This is a genomic window from Micromonospora sp. RTP1Z1, assembly GCF_033804685.1.
In the GTDB taxonomy this organism is placed as follows: domain Bacteria; phylum Actinomycetota; class Actinomycetes; order Mycobacteriales; family Micromonosporaceae; genus Micromonospora.
Genome location: NZ_JAPFQV010000014.1, coordinates 13,994 through 36,295, shown reverse-complemented (window position 1 = coordinate 36,295; position 22,302 = coordinate 13,994). Strand labels below are relative to the sequence as shown.

Genomic DNA, 22,302 nt, shown 5'->3' with positions numbered 1-22,302 from the left:
CTCAGGCGTCCGCCCCGACCCCGGTACGCGGCGCCGGCAGCGGTGGTGCCGTCGCGCCGCCGACCAGTTCGCCGTCGCGGTAGACCAGTGAGCGGCCGGGCCGGGGCACCACCCAGCCGGTGTCGCCGGGCTCCGGTTCCCGCCCCTCGGGCCCGACGACCTGCACGCTGGTCGTCGTGTCGTCCTCGGCGGGCACGTCCAGCGACACCAGGGAGAAGCTGCCGAGGTTCTCCACCACGACGACCTGGCCGGTGAGCGCGCCGGGGACCGGGTCGGGGGAGTGGTCGAGATATTCGGGGCGGATCCCGTAGACCACGGTCTCCCCGTCGGTCAGCGCGCCGCGGGCGTCCTCGGGCGCCGGCAGCCGTACCCCGGCGACGGCGAGTTCGTCGCCGTGCACGCGGGCCGGGACCAGGTTCATCGGGGTCGAGCCGATGAACCCGGCGACGAAGGTGTTGGCCGGGCGGCGGAACACCTCGGTGGGGGTGCCGACCTGCCGGATCCGGCCGCCCTCCATCACCGCGATCCGGTCGGCCAGGGCCAGCGCCTCGGCCTGGTCGTGGGTGACGAAGACGGTGGTGACGCCGAGCTCGCGTTGCAGCCGCTTGAGGAAGGTCCGCGCCTCCAGCCGCAGCCGGGCGTCCAGGTTGGACAGCGGCTCGTCGAGCAGGAAGACCTGCGGGTGGCAGGCCATCGCCCGGGCCAGCGCGACCCGCTGCTGCTGGCCGCCGGAGAGCTGCCCGGGCCTGCGGTCCAGCAGCGCCGACAGGCCCAGCTCGTCGGCGGTGGCCGCGGCCTTGTCCTGCCGGGCCGCCTTGCCGACCTTCTTGATCCGCAGCGGGTACGCGATGTTGTCCCGCACGGTCATGTGCGGGAAGAGCGCGTAGTCCTGGAAGACCATCGCCACGTCCCGCTGGCCGGGCGGCAGGTTCGTCACGGCGCGGTCGCCGATGCGTACGCTGCCGCCGGAGGCGAGTTCCAGCCCGGCGATGGTGCGCAGCAGCGTGGTCTTGCCGCAGCCGGAGGGACCGAGCAGGGCGAAGAACTCGCCGTCGGCGATCTCCAGGTCGAGGGCGTCCAGGGCGCGTACCCCGTTGGGGTAGACCTTGGTCAGCTCGCGCAGGGTGATGGCGGACATCAGCGCTTGATCCCTCCATGGAAGCGGAATCCGTACCTGCTGCTGACGAAGACGAACATCAGCGCCACCGGCAGCGAGTAGAGCAGTGAGAAGGTGGAGAGCAGCCGCAGGTCGGCCTGGCCGCCCTCGGTGTAGAGGGTGTACATGATCACCGCGGCGGGCGCCTTGTCCGGACCGCGCAGCAGCAGGAACGGCACCAGGAAGTTGCCCCACACGTTCGCCACCGCCCACACCCCGACGGTGGCCAGCCCGGGCCGGACGACCGGCACCACGATGTGCCGCATGATCTGCAGTGGGCTGGCGCCGAACACCCGCGCGGACTCCTCGTACGACGTGGGTGTGGCGTCCATGAAGTCCTTGAGGATGAAGATCGCCGCCGGCAGCAGGCCGCCGGTGAGGATCAGGATGACCCCGAGTCGGGAGTCGATCAGGTGGAGCCGGAAGGCCAGCTCGAACAGCGGCACCATGGTGGCCGTGCCGGTCACGATCGACGAGAGCAGCAGCAGCCCGTACAGCAGCGCGTCACGCCCCGGTACCCGGACCCGGCTCAGCGCGTACGCGGCGAGGGCGGCGAACGTCACCACCAGGACGGCGGTGCCGCCGGCCAGCCATACGGAGTTGACCAGTGAGGTCAAGGCGTACGGGTTGTCCAGCAGGGCGCGGAAGTTGTCGAGGGTGAAGTCCGGCAGCGAGGTGCCGATCGTCGGGGTGTCGTCGAACGGCGCGGTGGCCAGCCAGAGCAGCGGCAGGGCGAAGAAGGCGAGCACCAGGCAGAGGAAGACGTAGCGGCCGGTCCGGGCCAGTAGATGGCGTACGGCGAGCCTCGACGTGTCGTCGGTCCGGGTGCCGTCCGCCGTCGTGGTCACGGTGCTCATGCCCGCTCCTTCCGCCGGCCCAGCATCCGCAGGTAGATCAGCGCGATGACCAGGTTGATCAGCAGCATGATGAACGAGATGGCCGCGCCGAAGCCCAGCTCGCCGCCGGAGAGCGCGACCTTGTAGACGTAGACCGCCAGGATCTCGGAACGCTGCTCCGGACCACCGGCGGTGATCAGGAACGGCGTGAAGTCGTTGAACGTCCAGAGGCTGATCAGCAGCAGGTTGGTCAGCACGTGGCCGCGGATGCGGGGGAACACCACGTCGCGCAGCTGCTGCCAGGTGGACGCGCCGGCCAGCCGGGCGGTCTCCAGGTGCGACCGGGGCACGTTCTCCAGCGCGGCGGCGTAGAGCATCATCGAGAACGCGGTGCCCCGCCAGGTGTTGAAGATGATGATCGACAGCATCGGGTGGTCGAGCAGCCAGGCCATGCCGGGCGTGCCGAGCAGGGCGTTGAGCGTGCCGGCGTCCCGGTCGAGCAGGGCGATCCAGAGGAAGGCGACGACCGAGCTGGGCAGGATCCAGGACAGCAGGATGAACGCCTCGACCACCCGGCGCAGCGGCCCCCGCCGGTCGCGCAGCGCGAAGGCGATGGCGAAGCCGAGGCCGGCCTGGCCGATCACCGCCGAGCCGAGCACGAACTGCAGGGTGAGCAGCAGCGAGCTGAGGAACCGCTCGTCGCCGAGGGCGTTGGTGTAGTTGTCCAGTCCGACGATCTCCGGGTGGGCCGCGGCCAGGCCGGTGAGCCGGTAGTTGGTGACGCCCAGGTAGATGGTCCAGGCGGCCGGCACCACGAGGAAGAGCAGGATCAGCACCATGCTCGGGACGAGGAACCCGGCGGCGCGGGCCCGGCCCAGCCCGGCGGCGTCGGGGGCGGGGGAGGCGCCCGGAACCGGGCGCGCTCCCCCGACCGTCTCGTCAGGACGAGACGTTACCTGGACCACCGACGATCCCTTCGACCTTCTTCTGGTACGCCGCGGCGGCCTCGTCGGCGCTCTTGCCCGACGCCGCGGCGGCGGTCGCCTCCTGCAGCGCCACCGACACCTGCGGGTAGACCGCCAGCGGCGGCCGGTACGCGGTCAGTGGCAGCACCTTCTCGGCCACGAAGTTGAGCATCGGGTCGCCCGCGAGCACCTCCTTGTTGACGTCCGTCCGTGAGGTGATCCGCGCGGCGCCGGCGAGCTGGGCCTTGGTGGCCTCCGCCGAGTGCATGAACGCGAGCAGCTCGAACGCCTGGGAGGGGTACTTCGAGTTGGGGTTCAGCATGTCGACGCCGCCGCCGGACATGCTCACGAAGTCCTGCCCCCGGATGCCGGCGCCGGGCTGCTTGGCCGGGATCATCGCGTACCCGACAGTGCTGTCCCGGTCGGGCATCTTCGCGGTGCCGTCCTTCGGGTTGATGACGCTGCGCCAGAAGTAGTCGCCTTCGCCGAGAATGCCGATCTTGCCGGCGGCGAACTCCTCGAAGGACTTGTCCCGACCCTTGGCCTCCTGCTGGAGCTTCGGGTCGCCGAGGCCACCGCCGTAGATCTTGGTGTAGAGGTCGAGCATGTCCTTGACCGGCTGGTTCGCGCCGGCCCACTTGCCGTCCTTCCAGATCTCCCCGCCGGCGCCGACCAGCAGCGGCAGCGCGCCCTGCATGGTGGTCGCCTCGCCCATCGCCGTGCCGGCGTTGAGCTGGATCGGGGTCAACCCGGGCAGCGCCTTGAGCTTGGTGCCGGCGTCGAGGATCTCCTGCCAGCTCTTCGGTTGCCAGTCGGCGGGCAGGCCGGCCTGGGCGAAGAGCTTCTTGTTGTAGTAGAGGACCCGACCGTCGGTGCCCTGCGGGATGCCGTACCGCTTGTCGTCGAACGTGCCGAGGCCCTGCACGCTCTCCGGGATCTGCGACCAGCCGTCCCACTTGTCGGACTGGTCACCGGCCACCTCGGACAGTGGCTTGAGGTAGCCGGCCTGGGCGAACTCGCCGACCCAGATGCCGTCGATCGACACCACGTCGGCGCCGCCCTTGGAGCGTAGGTCCAGGGCCAGCTTGGTCTTGTACTGCTCGTCGTCGACGCCGCTGGGCACGAACGACACCTTGGCGGTGACGCCCTTCGCCTTCTGGGCCTCGACGAACCGGGGGATGACCCACTTCTCGATCCACTCGGCGCCGGTGGCGTTCTTGCCGCCGGCGATGGCGTTGGCGGCGATGGTGAGGGTGATGTTCTTGGCGTCCTTGCCGGCGGGCTTCGAGTCGCCACCGCAGGCCGTGGCGGCGAGGGTGACGGCGGTGAGCGCGGCGAGCACACCCGTGACGCGTCTCGGTGTGACTGACATGGTTTGTTCCCTTCGCAAGGAGTGACTTCGAAGAGACTCGCGGGTCGCCGCCGGCCGAAGATCCATGCCGGCGGTGCTTGTCGGCCACAATGTCATGACAGCCTGACGACGTAAATACCTGTCACTGAAATCAGCGTGAAACAGACGCGTCACCGCTCGGCGACGGTCACCTCCAGCGCGTACCGGGAGGCCCGGTAGATGTGCGCGCCGTGCTCGACGATGCGGCCCTGGTCGTCGTACGCCGTCCGGGTCATGGTCAGCAGCGGGGCGCCGCGCCGCTCGCCGAGCATCTGCGCCTCCGCCGCGGTCGCGGCCCGGGCCCCGATCCGCTGCTGGGCGCCGCGCACCCGCAGGCCGGCCGCGCGCAGGATCGCGTACAGGCCCCGGCTCTGCAGGCCGTCCAGGGTGAGCCGGACCAGGTCGAGGGGGAGCCAGTTCTCCATCACCGCGAGGGGCTCCCCGTCGGCGAAGCGCAACCGGCGCAGGTGCTGCACCTCGCCGCCGGCGGTGACTCCGAGCGCGGCCGCCACCTCCGCCGGGCAGGCCACGGTGGCCAGTTCGAGCACCGAGGTGGACGGTTGCCGCCCAGCCCGGGCGAGGTCGTCGTGCAGGCTGGTCAGCTCGACGGCGCGGCGCACCTGGCCCCGCACCACCTGGGTGCCCACGCCGCGGCGGCGGACGATCAGTCCCTTGTCCACCAGGTGCTGGATGGCCTGCCGGACGGTGGGCCGGGACAGTCCCAGCCGGTCGGCGAGCTGCAGCTCGCTGTCCAGCCGGTCGCCGGGCGCCAGGTCGCCGCGCTGGATCGCGGCGCTGAACTGCTCGGCGACCTGGAAGTAGAGCGGAACCGGGCTGCTCCGGTCGACCACGATCTCGGGGTCGGTCACGGGGACCTCCTCGTCACAAATGCCCAGGGGGTCGGGGGCGCGATGATGGGCGCCACTGTACCGAAGCGGTTACCGAGCGAGCCCGCCGGATGTCAGGACAACACATTGACACAACTCCCGGCCACTGTTACCAATCAGGGACCAGGATCGAGCTGGCGGTCACGCCGTCGCCGGCCCGGACAAAGGACGCCGCATGCTCGATGTGCTCACCATCGGCCGGGTCGGGGTGGACATCTATCCGCTGCAGATCGCCACGCCGCTGGCCGAGGTCGAGACCTTCGGGAGGTTCCTCGGCGGCAGTGCCACCAACGTCGCGGTCGCCGCCGCCCGGTACGGGCTGCGGGCCGGGGTCATCACCCGCACCGGCGCCGACGCGTTCGCCGACTACGTGCACCGGGCGCTGCGGGACTTCGGCGTCGACGACAGCCAGGTACGCCCCGTCGCCGGGCTGCCCACCCCGGTGACCTTCTGCGAGATCTTCCCGCCGGACCACTTCCCGATCTGGTTCTACCGCACGCCCACCGCCCCGGACCTGCAGATCCGTCCCGACGAGCTGGACCTCGCCGCCATCGTGGACGCCCGGGTCTTCTGGGTCACCGGCACCGGACTCTGCCAACGGCCCAGCCGGGACGCGCACACCACCGCGCTGGCCGCCCGCGCCGGCCGCCCGCACACCGTCCTGGACCTCGACTACCGGGCGACGTTCTGGCCCGACCCGGCCGCCGCCACGGCCGCCTACGCCGAGGCGCTGCCCCGGGTCACCGTCGCCGTGGGCAACCTCGACGAGGTCGAGATGGCGGTCGGCGTCCGGGACCCCGAGCGGGCCGCCCGGCTGCTGCTCGACCGCGGGCCGCGGCTCGCCGTGGTCAAGCTCGGCCCGGACGGGGTGCTGGCCAGCACCGCCGAGCAGACGATCCGGGTGCCGCCGGTGCCGGTGGAGGTGGTCAACGGGCTCGGCGCCGGGGACGCCTTCGGCGGCGCGCTCTGCCTGGGCCTGCTGCGGGACTGGCCGCTGGAGCGGACGCTGCGCTTCGCCAACGCCGCGGGCGCGATCGTCGCGTCGCGGCTGGCGTGCTCGTCCGCCATGCCCGACGAGGCCGAGACCGAGGCGCTCGCAGCCCGGGCGGAGCCGGCCCCCGCGACGGAAGGAGACCGTTGAGCACCGAGTACGAGGCGTTGACCCTCACCCGCGCGTACCGGCCGCAGGCGATCGCCGAGGCCGCCGCCGGGCGGACCCGCCGACGCTGGCCGGACCACGGTCGGCCGCTGTTCCTCATCGCCGCCGACCACCCCGCCCGGGGCGCCCTCGGCGTCCGGGACCGGCCGATGGCCATGGCCGGGCGTACCGACCTGCTCGACCGGCTGCGACTCGCGCTGTCCCGGCCCGGGGTCGACGGGGTGCTCGGCACCCCGGACGTCCTGGAGGACCTGCTGCTGCTGGGCGCGCTGGAGGACCGGCTGGCCATCGGCTCGATGAACCGCGGCGGCCTGTTCGGCACCGCGTTCGAGCTGGACGACCGGTTCACCGCGTACGACGCCGACAGCATCGCCGCGATGGGCTACGACGGCGGCAAGATGCTCTGCCGGATCGACCCGGACGACCACGGCACCGCCTCCACACTGCAGGCCTGCGCCCGGGCGGTCAGCGCCCTCGCCGCGCACCGCACGGTGGCGCTGGTGGAGCCGATGTGGGTGGGGCGCACCGACGGGCGGGTCCACGTCGACCTGACCTCCGAGGCGGTGATCAAGAGCGTGAGCGTCGGGCAGGCACTCGGCACGACCTCGGCGTACACCTGGTTGAAGCTGCCGGCGATCGACGAGATGGACCGGGTGATGGCCGCGACCACCCTGCCCGTCCTGCTGCTCGGCGGCGACCCGACGGAGACCCCCGACGTGGTCTACGCCCGCTGGCAGCGGGCGCTGCGCCAACCCGGCGTCCGCGGGCTGGTGGTCGGCCGGGCGCTGCTCTACCCGCCGGGCGACGACGTGGCCGCCGCGGTCGACCTGGCCCACTCACTGCTGCCCGCCAGGCAGGAGGCATGACCGGCGACCTGCATCTGCCCTGGGGTACGACGGCCCGGCCGCCCTGGGCGCTGGAGCTCACCCCCGGACGGGCCGGCTGGACGTACGCGGGCCTGCGGGTGCTCGTCCTGCCCGCCGGCGGCGTGGTCACCTTCGCCACCGGCGACGAGGAGATGCTGGTCCTGCCGCTGGCCGGGGCCGCCACCGTCCACTGTGACGGGCTGAGCCTCAAGCTGACCGGGCGTGCCTCGGTCCTCGCCGCGGTCACCGACTTCGCCTACCTGCCCCGGGACGCGACGGTGACGGTCCGCGGCGAGGGCCGCTTCGCCCTGCCCTCGGCCCGGGCCACCCGCCGGTTGTCGCCGAGCTACGGCGCGGCCCGGGACGTGCCGGTGGAGCTGCGCGGCGCCGGGTCGGCCAGCCGGCAGGTCAACAACTTCTGCGCCCCGGAGACGTTCGACTGCGACCGGCTGGTCGCCGTCGAGGTGCTCACCCCCGGCGGCAACTGGTCGTCCTACCCGCCGCACAAGCACGAGGACGACCGGGTCCACGACGACGGCCGGGTCGAGGCGGCGCTGGAGGAGATCTACTACTTCGAGGTGTCCGGCGCGGCGCCGGGCGACGGCGGCGGCCCGGTCGGTTACCAGCGGGTGTACGGCACCGACCGGCGGCCGGTCGACGTCCTCGCCGAGGTGCGCAGCGGTGACCTGGTGCTCGTCCCGCACGGCTACCACGGCCCGTCGATGGCCCCGCCCGGCTACCCCCTCTACTACCTCAACGTGCTGGCCGGGCCCGGCCCGGACCGCACCATGGCGTGCGTGGACGATCCACGGCACGGCTGGATCCGGGGCAGCTGGGCCGACCAGCCGGTCGACCCGCGGTTGCCGCTGACCGGACCTCCGACGGGAGGCGACTGATGCCCAGGCTCACGGTGGCGCAGGCCCTGGTGGCCTTCCTCGCCCGGCAGTGGTCCGAACGCGACGGTCAGCGACGCCGACTGATCCCGGCCTGCTTCGGCATCTTCGGCCACGGCAACGTCGCCGGGCTCGGCGAGGCGCTGGCCGGCGCCGCCGCCGCGGGCGTCGACCTGCCGTACCGCCTGTGCCGCAACGAGCAGGGGATGGTGCACACGGCCGCGGCGTACGCCCGGATGACCGACCGGCTCAGCACCCTGGCCTGCACCACCTCCATCGGCCCGGGCGCGACCAACCTGGTCACCGGCGCCGCCGGCGCGACGATCAACCGGCTGCCGGTGCTGCTGCTGCCCGGCGACATCTTCGCCACGAGGGCGGCCAACCCGGTGCTGCAGGAGCTGGAGGACGTCCGGTCCCACGACGTCAGCGTCACCGACGCGCTGCGGCCGGTCTCCCGCTACTGGGACCGGATCAACCGGCCCGAGCAGCTTCCGGCGGCGCTGCTGGCCGCCATGCGGGTGCTCACCGACCCGGCGGAGACCGGCGCGGTCACCCTCGCCCTGCCACAGGACGTGCAGGCCGAGGCGTACGACTGGCCGGAGGAGCTGTTCGCCGAGCGCACCTGGCACGTGCCGCGCCCCCGCCCCGACGAGGGGGCCGTCCGGCGGGCCGCCCGGATCGTCACCGCGGCCCACCGGCCGGTGCTGGTGGCCGGTGGCGGCGTCATCTACAGCGGCGCGACGGACGCGTTGCGCCACTTCGCCGAGCGGCACGGCGTGCCGGTGGTGGAGACCCAGGCGGGCAAGGGCGCCCTGCCCCACGACCATCCCCTGGCCGCGGGGGCGGTCGGGGTCACCGGCAGCGCCGCGGCCAACGAGGTCGCCGCGCACGCCGACGTGGTGATCGGCGTCGGCACCAGGTACAGCGACTTCACCACCGCCTCCGGCACCCTCTTCGGCGACGCCCGGTTCGTCAACCTCAACATCACCGGCTTCGACGCCGCCAAGCTGTCGGGCGTGCAGGTCGTCGGGGACGCCCGGGAGAGTCTGACCGCGGTGGGCGCGGTCTGCGCCGACTGGGCCACGCTGCCTGCGTACCGGTCGACGGTCGCGGACCTGGGCGCCCGGTGGGCCGCCGTGGTGGACCGCGCCCGGCAGACCGACCCGCAGGCGCCGCCGACGCAGGCGGCGGTCATCGGCGCGGTCAACGACGCCGCCGGCCCCCGGGACGTCGTGGTCTGCGCGGCCGGGTCGATGCCCGGCGACCTGCACCGGCTGTGGCGCAGCACCGACCCCAAGGCCTACCACGTCGAGTACGGCTACTCCTGCATGGGCTACGAGATCGCCGGCGGGATCGGGGTGAAGCTGGCCGCGCCGGACCGGGAGGTCTTCGTGCTGGTCGGCGACGGTTCCTACCTGATGCTGCCGAGCGAACTGGTCACCGCCGTGGCCGAGGGCGTCAAGCTGGTCGTGGTGCTGGTCGACAACCAGGGTTTCGCCTCGATCGGCCGGCTCTCCGAGAGCGTCGGCGCGCAGCGGCTCGGCACCGCCTACCGGGACCGTGCCGGTGCGCCGCTGCCGGTCGACCTCGCGGCGAACGCGGCGAGCCTGGGCGCGGAGGTGATCCGGGCGACCAGCATGGCCCAGCTGCGGGCCGGACTGGACGCCGCGAAGGCGGCGCACCGCACGACGGTCGTGTACGTGTCGACGGACCCGATGGAGGCCGGGCCGGACGGTGGCGCGTGGTGGGATGTGCCGGTCGCCGAGGTCTCGGCCACCGCGGCGGCGCAGACCGCCCGGGCCGCGTACGAGACGGGTCGCAAGGCGCGCCGGGCGCACCTGCACCCGTCCTGACCGGCGGCGTCGCGCATGTCGGGTCACCCGGTGTACGGGAGGGCGACCTTCGACCGGTTGCCGGTGCGGGACGGCCTCAGGCGGCCGACGCCACCGCCGCCCCGTCGCGCCCGGCGGCGGACACCGGCTGCGTACCGTGGGACGTGGCCGGCAGCGCGCCGGTGGTCGGGCGCGCGGCCGCCCGAGCGGCGTGCATTGCCTCCTGCGCGTTGTTCCAGGCGGCGCAGGGCCAGGCCGCGCCGACGCAGCTCGGGCTGACGCAGGCGCCGTCCTCGTCGGCCTGGTGGGCGTCGGCCACCGCGGTGGCGAGGCCCCACAGCAGCGGGTCGGTCACCTCGGCCGGACGGTCGGCGCGGTCTGTGCTGGCTTCGGACATGAATGGTCCCCCTTTTTTGCGCGGCCCCCACCATTTCCAGCTCCGCTGTCGATCAAACCTTCGCCCGAGATTTTTTCGACGCCCGCGCCGATCGGACCCCGCCGCGCGACGGCATAGGCTTACCGGTGTGGCGAGGTACTACGACCTGCATCCGGACAATCCGCAACCCCGCGTCCTCCGGCAGGTCGTCGACCTGCTCCGCGGCGACGGCCTGATCGCCTACCCGACCGACTCCTGTTACGCCTTCGGCTGCCAGCTCGGCAACCGCGGCGGCCTGGACCGGATCCGGGAGATCCGCCGGCTCGACGACCGACACCCGTTCACCCTGGTCTGCCGGGACTTCGCCCAGCTCGGCCAGTTCGTGAAGGTCAGCAACTCGGTCTTCCGGCTGGTGAAGGCCTGCATCCCCGGCAGCTACACCTTCATCCTGCCGGCCACCGCGGAGGTGCCCCGCCGGCTGCAGGACCCCCGCAAACGCACCGTCGGGGTGCGGGTGCCGAAGCACACCGTCACCCAGGCGCTGCTGGCCGAACTCGGGGAACCGTTGCTCTCCAGCACCCTGCTGCTGCCCGGCGAGGAGGAGCCGATGACCCAGGGCTGGGAGATCAAGGAACGGCTCGACCACCTCGTCGACGCCGTCGTCGACGCCGGCGACTGTGGCCTGGAGCCGACTACCGTGGTCGACCTGTCCGGACCGGAGCCGGAGATCCTGCGACGCGGGGCCGGAGACACCTCCCGCTTCGAGTAGTCTCCCCGCCAATTACCCGGTTCGACCGCGCGTTCCGCATCGGCCGTACCACCATGTTGGGGCGGCGGCGTACACCTGATCCTTCCCCCGCCGCGGCGGCGGCGATCGGGTGACGGGAGTGCCACGTGAGCGTGCTCGTGCTGATCGCGGTGCTGGGCGTGACGGTGCTGATCGGCACCACACTCGGCGGCCGGTACAGCGTCGCGCCGCCGGTCCTGCTCATCGCGATGGGCGCCCTGCTCGGGCTCCTCCCACCCTTCCGGCACGTGGTGCTCGAACCGGAGGTGGTGCTGCTGCTCTTCCTGCCCGCGATCCTCTACCGGGAGAGCCTGGTCATCAGCCTCCGCGAGATCCGGGCCAACCTCGGGGTCATCGCCCTCCTGGCGGTGGCCCTGGTGGTGCTCACGACCATCGCCGTCGCGTACGCCGCGCAGGCCCTCGGCGTCGACCGGGAGGCGGCCTGGGTGCTCGGCGCGGTCCTCGCACCGACCGACGCCGCCGCGGTCGCCGGCTTGGCGAAGCGGATGCCGCGCGGCATCCTCACCACGCTGCGCGCGGAGAGCCTGATCAACGACGGCACGGCCCTGGTGCTCTTCGCCGTCGCCGTCGGGGTGATCGCCGGCGGCGCGGTGCCCGGCCCGCTCGGCCTGCTCGGCCGGTTCGTCGGCTCCGCCGTCGGCGGAGTCGCCGCCGGCCTGCTGGTCGGTGGTGCGGTCATCCTGATCCGTAAGCACCTCGACGACCCGTTGCGCGAGGGCGGCCTGAGCATCCTCACCCCGTTCGTCGCGTTCCTGCTCGCCGACGCGGTGCACGCCAGCGGCGTCCTGGCGGTGGTGGTCGCCGGCCTGGTGCTCTCGTACGCCGGGCCGAAGGTCATCCGAGCCCGCTCCCGGATCACCGCGTACGCGTTCTGGGACCTCTCCACCTTCATGATCAACGGCAGCCTCTTCGTGCTGCTCGGCATGCAGGTTCCGCGCTCGCTGCGCGGCATCACCAGCCACTCGCCGACGCAGTCGTTCGGCATCGCGGCGGCGGTCACCGCCGTTGTCCTGGTCACCCGGATGGGGTGGCTGCACCTCGCCATCCCCGCCCTGCAGACCCTCGACCGCCGCGAGTCCCGGCGCGGTCGCCAGTTCGACTGGCGGGTACGGACCGCCGCCGGCTGGGCGGGCTTCCGCGGCGCGGTCTCCCTCGCCGCCGCCGTCGCCGTCCCGGTGGCGACCAGCGCCGGCACGCCCGTGCACGAACGTGACCTGATCGTCTTCGTCACCGTCATGGTCATCGTGCTGACCATGCTGATTCAGGGCACCACGCTGCCCGCCGTGGTCAGCTGGGCCGGTCTCACCGGGGACGTCGAGCGGGAGAACGAGATCCGGCGGGCCCGGATCCGCGCCACCGAGGCCGCCCTGGCCGCCCTGCCGCAGATCGCCGTCGACCTCCGCGCCTCGCCGGACATCGTCGACCGGCTCCGCTCCGACTACGAGGAATACCTCGACGACATCCGTTCCGCCGATGACCAGGGGACGGCGGAGGAGCGCGAGATCGAGCGTCGACTGCGGGTCGGCCTGCTCCATCACAAGCGTCGCGAGATCACCCGGCTGCGCGACACCACCGAGATCGACGACGCGGTGCAGCGGGAGGTGCAAGCGGCCCTCGACATCGAGGAGCTCCGGCTCCTCGGCCCGACCACCGAGGATTGACCCGCGGGCTACTCGCTGCCGGGGACGGCCATCTCGCCGAGCCGGGACCAGTCGTCCTGCGGGATGGTCATGTTGACGATCCGGGGCGTCTCGGCGAGGTGGGGCGGCAGGGTCCGCTGCGCCGCGCGGAAGTGGTCGGACCGCACGTGCGCCGCGCCGGCCTGGTCGTCCCGGAAGGCCTCGACCAGCACGTACTCCGTCGGGTCGTCGATGCTGCGGGACCAGTCGAACCACAGGCAGCCGGGCTCGGCGCGAGTGGCCGTGGTGAACTCCTCGGCGATCTGCGGCCACCGGTCGGCGTCCTGCGGCAGTACCCGGAACTTGGCGGTAATGAAGATCATGGGTGGAGGCTACCCAGCGGGCCGGCGGTCGGCAGCCGGCCGCGCCTCGCGCGTGCTGGAGGAACCGACCCGGTACGACTGCGCGTGCGGCTCACCGCGAGGTAACGGTGATGGCGACCTTGCCGAGCGCGCCGGAGAAGTCGGCGAGGGCCCGGGGCGCCTCGGCCAGCTCATGGCGATGGCTGACCGGCAGTCGCAGCCGGCCGGCCGCGACGTCGCCAGCGAGCCGGTCAAGGGTGGCCGGTTCCGGGTTGGCCATGACGGCGGTGGCGGCAGGGTGCTGGTCCGGACCGAAGCCGAGCAGGGAGGCGAGCCGCCCCCCGGCTGCGAGCAGCCCTGCCAGTTGCGCACCGTCACCGGCGAGATGCAGCACAGCGGGTACGCCGTCCGGAGCGATTGCCCGGACCTGGCCGACCAGGTCCCCGGTGTAGTCCACCACGTCGGTGGCGCCCAACTGCCGGACGAAGTCCTCGGCGCCGGGACGGGCGGTGGCGATGACGCGGGCGCCGGCCGCGGCGGCGTACTGGATCGCGATCGCGCCGACACCGCCGGTAGCGCCGGAAATCAGCACGGCCTCACCCGGCTTCGGCGCGACCGCCTTGATCGTGTCCACCGCGGCGGTGCCGGCCAGCCCGAGCGCACCTGCGGTGGGCAGGTCGAGTCCGTCCGGCACCCGGGTGATGCCGTATTCCTCGCCGACCACCAGGTACTCGCCCCATGCGCCGTCGCCGAGGTAGGGCCTCATGACCACACCGAAGACCGGGTCGCCGATCCCGAACCGGGTGGCCCCGTCGCCGACCGCCTCGACCGTGCCGGCGAAGTCCTTGCCGAGCACCACGGGGAACCGGTACTCCATCGCGCCTTTGAACATTCCGGCGGCGGCAGCCTTGTCGAACCCGTTCACCGAGGACGCCCCGACCCGCACCAGCACCTCACGGGGGCCCGGGTCAGGCCGGGGCGGTTCGGTCAGCGCAGGGGCGGCCCCGAAGTCGTCGATCGCGATCGCACGCATGCGACATCCCCTTTCCCAGACGTCCCGTCCGAACCGCCATCGGAGTCTGCCCGACTCCCGTGGTGCCGGTCGTGGCCCGACTTCCCGCCCCGCCTGGTATCAAACCGGGCACGGCTGACACATCATCAGGAAGGCGTCCACGTCGACGCGGCTACCTGGTGGACAGGCCGTTGCGGTATGGGTCAATCGCTTCCGCTCCGTCGCTCGCCGTCCGCCGGATGGCGTTCACGGGAAATCCGTTCGAGAGAAGCTCTGCTGGTCTGTCACCGTGGCGGGATGCTGCTCACGCTGACGGGGTCCAGTTGTTCGGGCAAGTCCACGCTCGCCTTCTCCGTCGCCGACCGGCTCCGGCGGGTCGCCGTGCACGACTTCGACGAAGTCGGTGTACCGGAGCGTGCCGATCGCCGCTGGCGCAACCGCATGACCGAGCTATGGGTGCGCCGCGCGCTGGAATACCAGGGCCGCGGGATCGATCTCCTGTTGACCGGGCAGTCCCCGCTGGGTGAGGTCCTGGCCGTTCCTTCCGCCACGTTGCTGGACGGGATCGCGGTCTGTCTGATCGACGTCGCCGACGAGGTCCGGCGCGACAGGCTCGCCAGGCGTGATCCGGGCCGGTGGGAGGCCCACGCGGTTGACGCCTTCCTCGGCTGGGCCGCCTGGCACCGCGGGCATGCCCACGACCCCCGCCACCGGCCTGACGTCATCATGGGTGACAGTTGGCCGGAGATGGCCTGGCACCGCTGGGCAGGGTGGGCTGTCGATGATCCACGATGGCGAACCCACCTGCTCGACACCACTGACCAGCCAGTCGCGCGTTCCGTGGACGAGGTCGAGCAGTGGATCACCGAACAGCGCGACGCACACCGGTCCGGCCAGATCCCCTTGATCCGCGGCTGGACGGAGAAGAGGCACGACTCCTGATCCACTGTCCGAACGGGCCGTGGGCGCGTGCGTGGCGCTGCACGTGTCGCCGTCGCGGAGGCGTCGCCGCTGCTCTCGTGGGCGGCGAAGAAGATTGTCGACCTGCGCGAAGGTCCGTCAGTAATCGCGATCGTCCAGCGGCGCGGCTGCTCGCTGCACTGCTTCCGCGCTCGGACCCGGGCGTTAGCCGTCAACCAGTAGTACGAAGGTGGTCGGGCCTGGCCGGTCCGCGTGGTCGACGCCTCAGTCAGTTAGGTGGAGCTCGAGGAGTTCGCGCGGCGAGGCGAAGCCGCTTCGGCGGTACAGCGGAATCGACCGGCCGCTCGGCACCGGCTGCGAGACAGGCGGCACGTCGACCCCGGAGTGGCTGCGGCTGATCAGGTCGTACCGGCTCGAGGGTGAGACGCGGGTGCTCCTGGACGGCGGGGGCAAGCTGGTCGCCCGGCTGCTGCCGGGCGCGAAGCCCACCGCCGGGCCGAACCTGGCGGCGTCGGAGGTGGCACCACCGGAGGTCACTGACGAGGTGCGGCGGCAGTTCGCACCCGCCGCCGCGCTGTCGGCGATGCTGACTCCCGCCGACGGGAACCGGCTCGTCGGGAGGTGGGTGCCCGCTCCGGGGCCCGAGACGGCGTACGCCGAGTTCCGCGCCGACGGCGAGTGGCGTGGCTCCGACGGTTGCAACGGCCAGGCCGGGCGCTGGATCGCCGGCCGGGGGGAGCCCTCCTCGCCACCACCGGCATCAGCACGCTGATCGGCTGCGACCGCGCGCCGGTCGGGGCGTGGCTCTCCTCGTCCTGGCGGGCCGGCCTGGACGGCGAGACGCTGGTGCTCCTCGACGCCCGAGGCGAGGAGGCCGGGCGGCTGCGCCGGGCCGGCTGAGCGCCGGCCCGGCGCTGGTGATCGGGCCGCCGTCCACGTTTCCGGGGTTGCCGCTCAGGAACACCACCGCCTCCCGGATGCTGCCATGGTCAACTCCCGCGAGGTGATCCGATGAGCCTTGCTCTCGTCTCCGGCCGGCTCCTCATCGGCGCGCCGCCCCCGTCCGGCCGCACTCCGGGGTCGCGGTCATCGTCGAGCGATGCCGCCCCGCCACGCCGTTTCCGGCCCGTTGGGCGGCGCCGCTCAGAGCCAGGGCAGCGGGTCCACGGCCCGACCGCCGAGGCGCACCTCGAAGTGCAGGTGGGGGCCGGTGGAGGCACCGGTCGACCCGACGAGCCCGATCACCTGTCCGGCGCGTACCCGCTGGCCGGGCGAGACCAGCAGCTTCGACTGGTGGCCGTAGCAGGTGGACAGTCGCTGGCCGTCCGCCCGGCCGTGGTCGAGGCAGGTGTAGTTGCCGTAGCCGCCGTACCAGCCCGCCCGGGCCACCCGTCCGTCCGCCGCCGCGACGATCGGGGTGCCGACGGGGGCGGCGAGATCCACGCCCGGGTGCAGCTGCCAGACGTGGAAGTACGGGTCGAACCGGGTGCCGAACCTGCTGGTGAGGCGTCCCCGCAGCGGACGGCCGAGCTTGCCCCCGCCGGCTGCCGTGGCGGTGCGGGCCGGTGGCGCCACGGCGGGCACGGCGCGGACGCGGCGGTTGATCTCCTGCCGCAGAGCGGCCTCCTCCCGCTCGCGGCGGGCTAGTTCGGCCTGACCGGAGGTGATCGCACCGGACAGGGCGACGGCCCGGCCGGTGGGGGTGTCGACCACGTCCGCGGAGTCCGCCACGGCGAACGGCGCCGCCAGGTCCGGATCCCCGCCGGCGGTCAGCGCGGTCAACAGCTGCAGCACCGGATCCGGTGCGCGCCGCACCCGGGTCAGGTCGTCGCGGGTGCGGGCGAGGACGTTGTGCAGGTACTGGATCCGGTGCTGGACGTCGGTGAGCGCGGCGACCTGGCGGGCCTGGGGCGTGCCGGCGGCGTCCACCGGTGGCTGGGGATACAGGTCGGCACCGGGGTCGGCGGCGATGAGCGCCGCGGCCGATCCGGGGCTCGTCGGGTCGTCGCTGCCGGTCGGGCCCGGGACGCCCGCTTGCGCCGGCGTGCGGGCGGTCGGTGGGGTCGTCGTCGGCTGCGCCGTCTGTCCGGCCGACGCAGTGGCCGACGGGACGGTCGGCGGCTTCAGAGTCGGCGGCTTGACCGAGGGCGGCTTCATGGGCGGCAGCGTCACCGTCGGCGGTGTCACCGGCGGCAGCGACGGGCTGGGCAGCGTCGGCAGGGGCAGCGGCCCCTGCGCGGAGGCCTGTGTCGCGGCGGTCGCCGTCCCGACATCCAGGCAGAGCGACGTCATCACGAGCGTCGCCGCCCCGGCCATGGCCGCCAGCGTGGCCCGCCTCCACCACCGTCGATCCATGCCGTACTCCTGCCGCCGACGCGGTGTCCCGTTCTCCTGCTACATCGGTTCCCGGTGTCTGATCGTTACAGGCCGCCGTGCGGTGGGCCGGGCCGCCGCCGGAGCCGCCGACGCGTCAGCAGCGCACCCACGGCGACCGCGCCGGCCACCACCATCGCCGCGACGGCCGGCACCCGCATCGACCGTCCGCGCGGCGTGCCCTCGGTCGCCACGGCCGTCGACTCCAGCGGCGGATCGGTCGGCGTGGCCGTCGACCCCGGGAGCAGATACGCGTTGCTGGCGAGCTGGGCACCCGTCGCGGTGGACTCCACCGAGGTGAGACTGACCCGGTTGCGGACCACCGTGCCCGGCGGCACACCCGGGCGGACCCGCCCGGTGATCGTTATCCGCGGCACCGACCCGGCGGTGCCCAGGCGCAGGTCGCCGAGCTCGCAGACGACGGTACGAGGGGACGCCGTGCACTGACCCGGTTCGGCCCGGGCGGTGACACCGTCGAGATCAGCCGTGGTGGTGAACGTGACCCGCGCGTTGGTGAGGGTGCCGTTACCGGAGATGGTGACGACGTGGGTCACCCGCTGCCCGGGCAGCGCGCCGAACGGTGTCGACGTCAGCACGGGCGCGGCGTCCACCGGAGGGGCCGGTGTCGGCGTCGGGGTAGCCGCCGCCGCGGCGGCCATCAGGCCCACCATCGGTGCGGCAACCGACTCCCACATTCCCACACTGTAGGTCCACCGGCGGGCGTTCGCCCGGCGTTGTCCCTCCCGTACCTCTTGCGGGACTCATCGACGTCGGCCGTTGCGCCGGTCCCCGGGCGACAGCCGGATGGATCGTCAGGCGCCCGACCACCGTTGGTTGGCGCCGCCGGTCGCTCTCGCGACGAAGCATGTCGATGTCTCGAGCTTCTGTCAGGAACGTTGCCAATAGTGCTGTCTCGCGGCGGGCGCGCCGGTCGGCGACCTGGTCGTCGGGCCGTTCTCTTGTCGGCAACCACGGCCGACGTCGATGTCAGCGCCTCGCGTCACTTCGGCGGAACGGCGCCTGCCATGTCAGCTGACCGTGCGGCCGGGCCTCGTCAATGTCCCATGTCGGGCTGGTAGGCGGGCACGTCGAGCAGTTCATCGACGGTGACGAAGCGAAATCCTCTCGCCAGCAACCCCTCGGTGGTCAGCTTGACCGCTTCGACAGTCTGGCTGCGGTTGCCGCCTCGGGCATCGAATCCGTCGTGGAAGATCAGGATCGTGCCGGGCCTTGTCTTCGCGATCGCTTCGCGGGCGATCGCCGCCGCGTCGATCTGCAATACCTCGAGAGCGTGGCAGAACACGCCGGACACCGGCTGCAACGCCGCTGCTCGCAGCATCCGCAGCAGCGGGGGATGCCGCCACAACCAGGGAGAGCGGGCCAGCGCGGGTGCGCGGCCGACGTACCGGCGAAGGACCTCCTGCGTCCGGTGGACCTCCCATTCATAGCGGCCCGGCCGAAGGTAGCTGCTGAAGCGGTGGGTCAGCGAGTGGTTGCCAATGACGTGACCGGCGGTAACCATCCGCCTGGTCGTGGCGGGGTACCGCTCCACGCAACTGCCCACCTGGAAGAAGGTGGCGCGGATGTGCCGGCTGTCGAGGTAGTCGAGGATCTGGGAGGTGTACGGCTCGTTAGGGCCGTCATCGAAGGTCAGCGCGACCACCCGCTTGGTCGAGGCTCCCCGGTAGGGGTAACGGCCGAACAGTTGGCAGTAGGGAGACAGGAATGCCCAGTAGCCAGCGACGATGATGGCGACGAGGAGCAGCCCACCGGCAAGCCACCTCATCGGTGCCTGTCCTGGCCTGCGCTCACGCCGATGTACCGCAGGAACGAATGGTAGGTGTCGGCCATTCGCCCCGCCGGTGCCATGGAGGGAATCACCAGCAGCGCCGCGGCGGTGATGCTGCCGACGATGCGCCAGTGGTGCGTGGCGGTACGGCGGCTGGTGCGGAAGGCGGGTGCGGATCCGAGGACGCGGCGACCGAACAACCGGTTCAACAGGTACGCCAGCAGATAGTGCACGAGCAGCGTGACGAACAGGTTGTAGACCAGGCCGCGGGTCAGCCGTCGCCCCGAGCTGTGGCTGGGATTGCTTCGGTCATACACCACGCGACCCTGCCGGCGTAGCCTGCGCAGCAGGTCCAGCTCGTCGCCACCCTGCGTCAGATTCGTGTCGTAGCCGGGAAAGTGGTCCCGGCGGATGGCAATGTTCGTCGCGGTCACGTAGAACACCCGCCCAGTCAGCCGGTAGGCCAGGCCGACGAGCGCGAACAACAGCCGGGCGTACAGCCGTCCCCAGCGCGGACCGTCCTTGTACCGGCACGGGCCGACCACTCCCACCACCCGCTTGTCCGCGGCGAACGCATGGTGAATCTTGTCCAGCCAGTCCGGGGCATAGATGGTGTCGGCATCGGCCGATACGATGATCTCGCCGCGACTGGCCAGGGCGCCGCGCTGCCGGGCCGCGCAGACCCCGCGCTCGTTCTCCGTCACCACTGTCGCCCCGAGGTTCCGGGCTACTGTGGCGGTGTCATCGGTGCAGTTGTTGTCCACGACGATGATCTCGTAGCCGCCCACGACGCGTTGGGCTTGTAGCGATGCGATTGTCGCAGCGATGTAGTCGGCTTCGTTGAAGCACGGGATGACCACACTGAACCGTACGCCCACTCCGTCACCTTCCGCTTACTCCAGGGCGCCTCGGTGCAGCTCCGACGGACGGCCGCCAGCAGCCACCTCGCTCGGTTGTTCGCCCGCGACGCAACGCGGCCCACATGATCGACGGTGCCACCTGAGAGCGAGCTGATAAAGAGACACGGCGCGCGGGCGGTGAACGTGAGGAGACGGTCCGGGAAGGGCCGGGACGTCAGGGCTGGGGGCGCACGGCGCGGCCCTAAAGGCCGGACTTGTTCCACTGATTTAGCCAGGCTAACCTAACTCTCGTCTCTGTTCCCGTCGTCGGAGTGAGCCGTGTCCGCGTCCCAGATTGCCCTGCTCGGTGCCATCGCCGGGTTCACCATCTTTCTCGGCCTGCCCATCGGACGGCTGCGCAGTCCAGCGCCGCGGATGCGAGCGCTGCTCAACGCCACAGCCATCGGCATCCTGCTGTTCCTGCTGTGGGACGTCCTCACGCACGCGTGGGAGCCCCTCGACGAGGCGATCGGCAAGCAGAGCTACGGCCTGGCTGTCGTCGACGGGGTGGTACTGGGCGGTGGTCTCGCGGTCGGTCTGCTCGGGCTGGTGTACTTCGACCGCTGGATGGCCAGCCGCCGCGCGCGAATGAGCCCCCCGGTGGCTGCCGTGGTGAGCCCGCCGGTGCCCGTCAGCGTCGGCGCGGGTGACGCCGCCCCGGCCGCCGAACGCGGCGCCACCACTCTCGCGCCCGAAGCTGGTACTGGTGCGGATCGGGGGGCCTGGGGCAGCCACGCCCGGCAGCTCGCCCTGCTGATCGCGGTCGGCATCGGGTTGCACAACTTCGCCGAGGGACTGGCCATCGGCAACTCGGCTGCCCAGGGGGAGATCGCCCTGGCCGTGCTATTGATCATCGGGTTCGGGTTGCACAATGCCACCGAAGGTTTCGGCATCGTGGCGCCCCTGGCTGCTGCGGGCACACGCCCGTCCTGGCGCTACCTGGCTGCGCTCGGCCTGATCGGTGGCGGGCCTACCTTCCTGGGCACGCTGATCGGGCAGCAATTCACCAACGACCTCATCAGCGTCGCGTTCCTGGCGCTGGCCGCCGGGTCGATCCTGTACGTGGTCATCGAGCTGCTCGCCGTCGGTCGCCGGATGGGCCCCAAGCACATCTTCACCTGGGGTCTGCTGGCCGGGCTGCTGCTCGGCTTCGCCACCGACGCGATCGTCACCGCCGCCGGCGTGTGACCCTCGGCCATGCGGCCAGACCCATCTCGGCTTCCGCAATGCTCGGCAATGGCAAGCAGGATGCCCGGCCGTAGCCGTGGGCCGGGTGAGCGCTACCTGGTCGGGGGCGGTGCTCAGGCGATCAATTCCTTCAGGGTCACGGCGTGCAGACCCCGCTGGCGGAGCCCGTCGAGGATCGGCCCGATGGCGGCCAGCGTGCTGCGGTGGCCGAAGTGCAGGCTGACGATCGAACCTGGCTGGACCTGACTCAGGGTCGTCCGCACCACTGAAGGCGCGCCGGGGTCGGTGTAGTCCAGTGAGTCCACGTCGTAGGACACACAGGTCGGGTAGCCCACCCGGCTGGCCTGGGCGCGGATCAGCGTGTTGGCGTGCTGGGTCTGCGACGGCCGGAACCAGGTGCCGATGGTGCCGGTGAGTTTGCTGATTCGCTGGGCGCACATGTCGATCTCACCGAACGCCTCGGCCGGGGTCATCCGGCTGATGTCGAGGTGATTCTCAGTGTGGTTGCCCAGCTCATGACCGCCGTCGAGGACCCGCCGGGCCATCGCGGGCTGCTCAGCCAACCAGGTCCCGACGGCGAAGACGGTGACCCGGGCGCCGCCGCGCTCGAGCTCGGTCAGCAGTTGGCGGGCCAGCGCGGCCTCGCCTTGGCCATGAAAGGTCAGCGTCACGTTCGGTCGGTCCCGGGGCCCGGCATCGACCTCCGGCGGCAGCGGCGTGCGGCCGGGGGCGGGTCCGATCGACCTGGGAAGGGCCGGCACGGGCGATGCGGAGCTCGCCTCCGGCGTTGCCGACCGGCCGGCCGACGGTCGGCTCGGCGAGTCACAGCCGCTCAGTCCGACGAGCCCGGCGGCGACAGCGGCGGCGGCGCTCAGGGCGCTGCGGCGATCCAGAGGCACGCTGCGATGTTAAGCCGCCGCTGGAGCGGATGAGCTGGAACCGCCTGGGTTCAGGAGGGCATTGGGGTGATC

22 protein-coding genes are annotated in these 22,302 nt (G+C 72.2%); 9 read left to right on the top strand and 13 right to left on the bottom strand.

The features are described from left to right. Position 1 precedes the first annotated feature (1 nt). The 5 genes from SLP03_RS10070 to SLP03_RS10050 all read right to left on the bottom strand — a co-directional run bounded on the left by SLP03_RS10070 (position 2) and on the right by SLP03_RS10050 (position 5,216). Positions 2 to 1,138 carry an ABC transporter ATP-binding protein gene (locus tag SLP03_RS10070; protein WP_319460274.1) on the bottom strand — a complete coding sequence of 379 codons (1,137 nt, stop codon included), beginning with the start codon at positions 1,136 to 1,138 and terminating at the stop codon, positions 2 to 4. Beyond that, entirely contained in the window at positions 1,138 to 2,013 is an 876-nt protein-coding gene (locus SLP03_RS10065; RefSeq protein ID WP_319460273.1) for a carbohydrate ABC transporter permease, read from the bottom strand. Before SLP03_RS10065 ends, SLP03_RS10070 begins: the two co-directional genes overlap by 1 nt. Then, positions 2,010 to 2,957 (bottom strand): sugar ABC transporter permease, encoded by a 948-nt coding sequence (locus SLP03_RS10060; RefSeq protein ID WP_319460272.1) that lies wholly within the window; start codon positions 2,955 to 2,957, stop codon positions 2,010 to 2,012. Before SLP03_RS10060 ends, SLP03_RS10065 begins: the two co-directional genes overlap by 4 nt. Then, a complete protein-coding gene (locus SLP03_RS10055) occupies positions 2,932 to 4,329 on the bottom strand; it encodes an extracellular solute-binding protein (RefSeq protein WP_319460271.1) in 1,398 nt (465 codons plus the stop codon). Before SLP03_RS10055 ends, SLP03_RS10060 begins: the two co-directional genes overlap by 26 nt. Before the next feature lie 149 nt (positions 4,330 to 4,478). Further along, positions 4,479 to 5,216 (bottom strand): GntR family transcriptional regulator, encoded by a 738-nt coding sequence (locus SLP03_RS10050; protein ID WP_319460270.1) that lies wholly within the window; start codon positions 5,214 to 5,216, stop codon positions 4,479 to 4,481. 193 nt (positions 5,217 to 5,409) lie between these two features. On the opposite strand from SLP03_RS10050, the gene iolC reads away from it, so the two are divergent. The 4 genes from iolC to iolD are packed head-to-tail and all read left to right on the top strand — an operon-like array spanning position 5,410 to position 10,005. After that, complete coding sequence (iolC, locus tag SLP03_RS10045) at positions 5,410 to 6,375, top strand: 5-dehydro-2-deoxygluconokinase (protein ID WP_319460269.1); 966 nt, start codon at positions 5,410 to 5,412, stop codon at positions 6,373 to 6,375. Beyond that, the gene (locus SLP03_RS10040; protein WP_319460268.1) at positions 6,372 to 7,259 is read left to right on the top strand and encodes an aldolase; all 888 of its coding nucleotides are present in this window, start codon (positions 6,372 to 6,374) and stop codon (positions 7,257 to 7,259) included. Before iolC ends, SLP03_RS10040 begins: the two co-directional genes overlap by 4 nt. Continuing rightward, positions 7,256 to 8,155 carry a 5-deoxy-glucuronate isomerase gene (gene iolB / locus SLP03_RS10035; RefSeq protein WP_319460267.1) on the top strand — a complete coding sequence of 300 codons (900 nt, stop codon included), beginning with the start codon at positions 7,256 to 7,258 and terminating at the stop codon, positions 8,153 to 8,155. The genes SLP03_RS10040 and iolB overlap by 4 nt, the downstream gene beginning before the upstream one ends. Further along, on the top strand, positions 8,155 to 10,005 hold the full coding sequence (iolD, locus tag SLP03_RS10030) for a 3D-(3,5/4)-trihydroxycyclohexane-1,2-dione acylhydrolase (decyclizing) (protein WP_319460266.1): 1,851 nt from the start codon (positions 8,155 to 8,157) through the stop codon (positions 10,003 to 10,005). The genes iolB and iolD overlap by 1 nt, the downstream gene beginning before the upstream one ends. A gap of 76 nt (positions 10,006 to 10,081) precedes the next feature. Here iolD and SLP03_RS10025 read toward each other — a convergent pair whose 3' ends face one another. Next, positions 10,082 to 10,381: a hypothetical protein gene (locus SLP03_RS10025; RefSeq protein WP_319460265.1), complete on the bottom strand. Its 300-nt coding sequence runs from the start codon at positions 10,379 to 10,381 to the stop codon at positions 10,082 to 10,084. Positions 10,382 to 10,508: 127 nt separating this feature from the next. On the opposite strand from SLP03_RS10025, the gene SLP03_RS10020 reads away from it, so the two are divergent. Together SLP03_RS10020 and SLP03_RS10015 are read left to right on the top strand one after the other, a co-directional pair. Continuing rightward, positions 10,509 to 11,129 carry an L-threonylcarbamoyladenylate synthase gene (locus SLP03_RS10020; RefSeq protein ID WP_319460264.1) on the top strand — a complete coding sequence of 207 codons (621 nt, stop codon included), beginning with the start codon at positions 10,509 to 10,511 and terminating at the stop codon, positions 11,127 to 11,129. Positions 11,130 to 11,254: 125 nt separating this feature from the next. After that, a complete protein-coding gene (locus tag SLP03_RS10015) occupies positions 11,255 to 12,829 on the top strand; it encodes a Na+/H+ antiporter (protein ID WP_319460263.1) in 1,575 nt (524 codons plus the stop codon). Positions 12,830 to 12,837: 8 nt separating this feature from the next. On the opposite strand, the gene SLP03_RS10010 is transcribed toward SLP03_RS10015, so the two are convergent. Then, positions 12,838 to 13,170, bottom strand: a complete 333-nt coding sequence (locus SLP03_RS10010) for a putative quinol monooxygenase (protein ID WP_319460262.1) — start codon at positions 13,168 to 13,170, stop codon at positions 12,838 to 12,840. Between the two features lie 91 nt (positions 13,171 to 13,261). Further along, on the bottom strand, positions 13,262 to 14,182 hold the full coding sequence (locus tag SLP03_RS10005) for an NADP-dependent oxidoreductase (protein ID WP_319460261.1): 921 nt from the start codon (positions 14,180 to 14,182) through the stop codon (positions 13,262 to 13,264). A gap of 276 nt (positions 14,183 to 14,458) precedes the next feature. Between SLP03_RS10005 and SLP03_RS10000 the strand changes: the two genes are divergently transcribed. Then, positions 14,459 to 15,103: a hypothetical protein gene (locus tag SLP03_RS10000; protein WP_319460260.1), complete on the top strand. Its 645-nt coding sequence runs from the start codon at positions 14,459 to 14,461 to the stop codon at positions 15,101 to 15,103. Positions 15,104 to 15,512: 409 nt separating this feature from the next. Next, entirely contained in the window at positions 15,513 to 15,854 is a 342-nt protein-coding gene (locus SLP03_RS09995) for a hypothetical protein (protein ID WP_319460259.1), read from the top strand. Between the two features lie 371 nt (positions 15,855 to 16,225). Here SLP03_RS09995 and SLP03_RS09990 read toward each other — a convergent pair whose 3' ends face one another. The 4 genes from SLP03_RS09990 to SLP03_RS09975 all read right to left on the bottom strand — a co-directional run bounded on the left by SLP03_RS09990 (position 16,226) and on the right by SLP03_RS09975 (position 20,122). Then, positions 16,226 to 17,437: a M23 family metallopeptidase gene (locus SLP03_RS09990; protein ID WP_319460258.1), complete on the bottom strand. Its 1,212-nt coding sequence runs from the start codon at positions 17,435 to 17,437 to the stop codon at positions 16,226 to 16,228. Positions 17,438 to 17,502: 65 nt separating this feature from the next. Further along, complete coding sequence (locus tag SLP03_RS09985) at positions 17,503 to 18,150, bottom strand: hypothetical protein (protein ID WP_319460257.1); 648 nt, start codon at positions 18,148 to 18,150, stop codon at positions 17,503 to 17,505. Positions 18,151 to 18,509: 359 nt separating this feature from the next. Beyond that, on the bottom strand, positions 18,510 to 19,241 hold the full coding sequence (locus tag SLP03_RS09980; protein WP_319460256.1) for a polysaccharide deacetylase family protein: 732 nt from the start codon (positions 19,239 to 19,241) through the stop codon (positions 18,510 to 18,512). Next, positions 19,238 to 20,122: a glycosyltransferase family 2 protein gene (locus SLP03_RS09975; protein ID WP_319460255.1), complete on the bottom strand. Its 885-nt coding sequence runs from the start codon at positions 20,120 to 20,122 to the stop codon at positions 19,238 to 19,240. The genes SLP03_RS09980 and SLP03_RS09975 overlap by 4 nt, the downstream gene beginning before the upstream one ends. 300 nt (positions 20,123 to 20,422) lie before the next feature. Between SLP03_RS09975 and SLP03_RS09970 the strand changes: the two genes are divergently transcribed. Then, positions 20,423 to 21,331 carry a ZIP family metal transporter gene (locus SLP03_RS09970; RefSeq protein ID WP_319460254.1) on the top strand — a complete coding sequence of 303 codons (909 nt, stop codon included), beginning with the start codon at positions 20,423 to 20,425 and terminating at the stop codon, positions 21,329 to 21,331. Between the two features lie 113 nt (positions 21,332 to 21,444). On the opposite strand, the gene SLP03_RS09965 is transcribed toward SLP03_RS09970, so the two are convergent. Next, complete coding sequence (locus tag SLP03_RS09965) at positions 21,445 to 22,092, bottom strand: polysaccharide deacetylase family protein (protein WP_319460328.1); 648 nt, start codon at positions 22,090 to 22,092, stop codon at positions 21,445 to 21,447. Positions 22,093 to 22,302 lie beyond the last annotated feature (210 nt).

Coding starts and splice junctions, on each gene's coding strand:
- SLP03_RS09985 (WP_319460257.1), bottom strand. CDS start 18,150: ATGTGGGAGTCGGTTGCCGCACCGATGGTGGGCCTGATGGCCGCCGCG.
- SLP03_RS10000 (WP_319460260.1), top strand. CDS start 14,459: ATGCTGCTCACGCTGACGGGGTCCAGTTGTTCGGGCAAGTCCACGCTC.
- SLP03_RS10065 (WP_319460273.1), bottom strand. CDS start 2,013: ATGAGCACCGTGACCACGACGGCGGACGGCACCCGGACCGACGACACG.
- iolD (WP_319460266.1), top strand. CDS start 8,155: ATGCCCAGGCTCACGGTGGCGCAGGCCCTGGTGGCCTTCCTCGCCCGG.
- SLP03_RS10025 (WP_319460265.1), bottom strand. CDS start 10,381: ATGTCCGAAGCCAGCACAGACCGCGCCGACCGTCCGGCCGAGGTGACC.
- iolC (WP_319460269.1), top strand. CDS start 5,410: ATGCTCGATGTGCTCACCATCGGCCGGGTCGGGGTGGACATCTATCCG.
- SLP03_RS10010 (WP_319460262.1), bottom strand. CDS start 13,170: ATGATCTTCATTACCGCCAAGTTCCGGGTACTGCCGCAGGACGCCGAC.
- SLP03_RS10005 (WP_319460261.1), bottom strand. CDS start 14,182: ATGCGTGCGATCGCGATCGACGACTTCGGGGCCGCCCCTGCGCTGACC.
- SLP03_RS09990 (WP_319460258.1), bottom strand. CDS start 17,437: ATGGATCGACGGTGGTGGAGGCGGGCCACGCTGGCGGCCATGGCCGGG.
- SLP03_RS09980 (WP_319460256.1), bottom strand. CDS start 19,241: ATGAGGTGGCTTGCCGGTGGGCTGCTCCTCGTCGCCATCATCGTCGCT.
- SLP03_RS10070 (WP_319460274.1), bottom strand. CDS start 1,138: ATGTCCGCCATCACCCTGCGCGAGCTGACCAAGGTCTACCCCAACGGG.
- iolB (WP_319460267.1), top strand. CDS start 7,256: ATGACCGGCGACCTGCATCTGCCCTGGGGTACGACGGCCCGGCCGCCC.
- SLP03_RS10055 (WP_319460271.1), bottom strand. CDS start 4,329: ATGTCAGTCACACCGAGACGCGTCACGGGTGTGCTCGCCGCGCTCACC.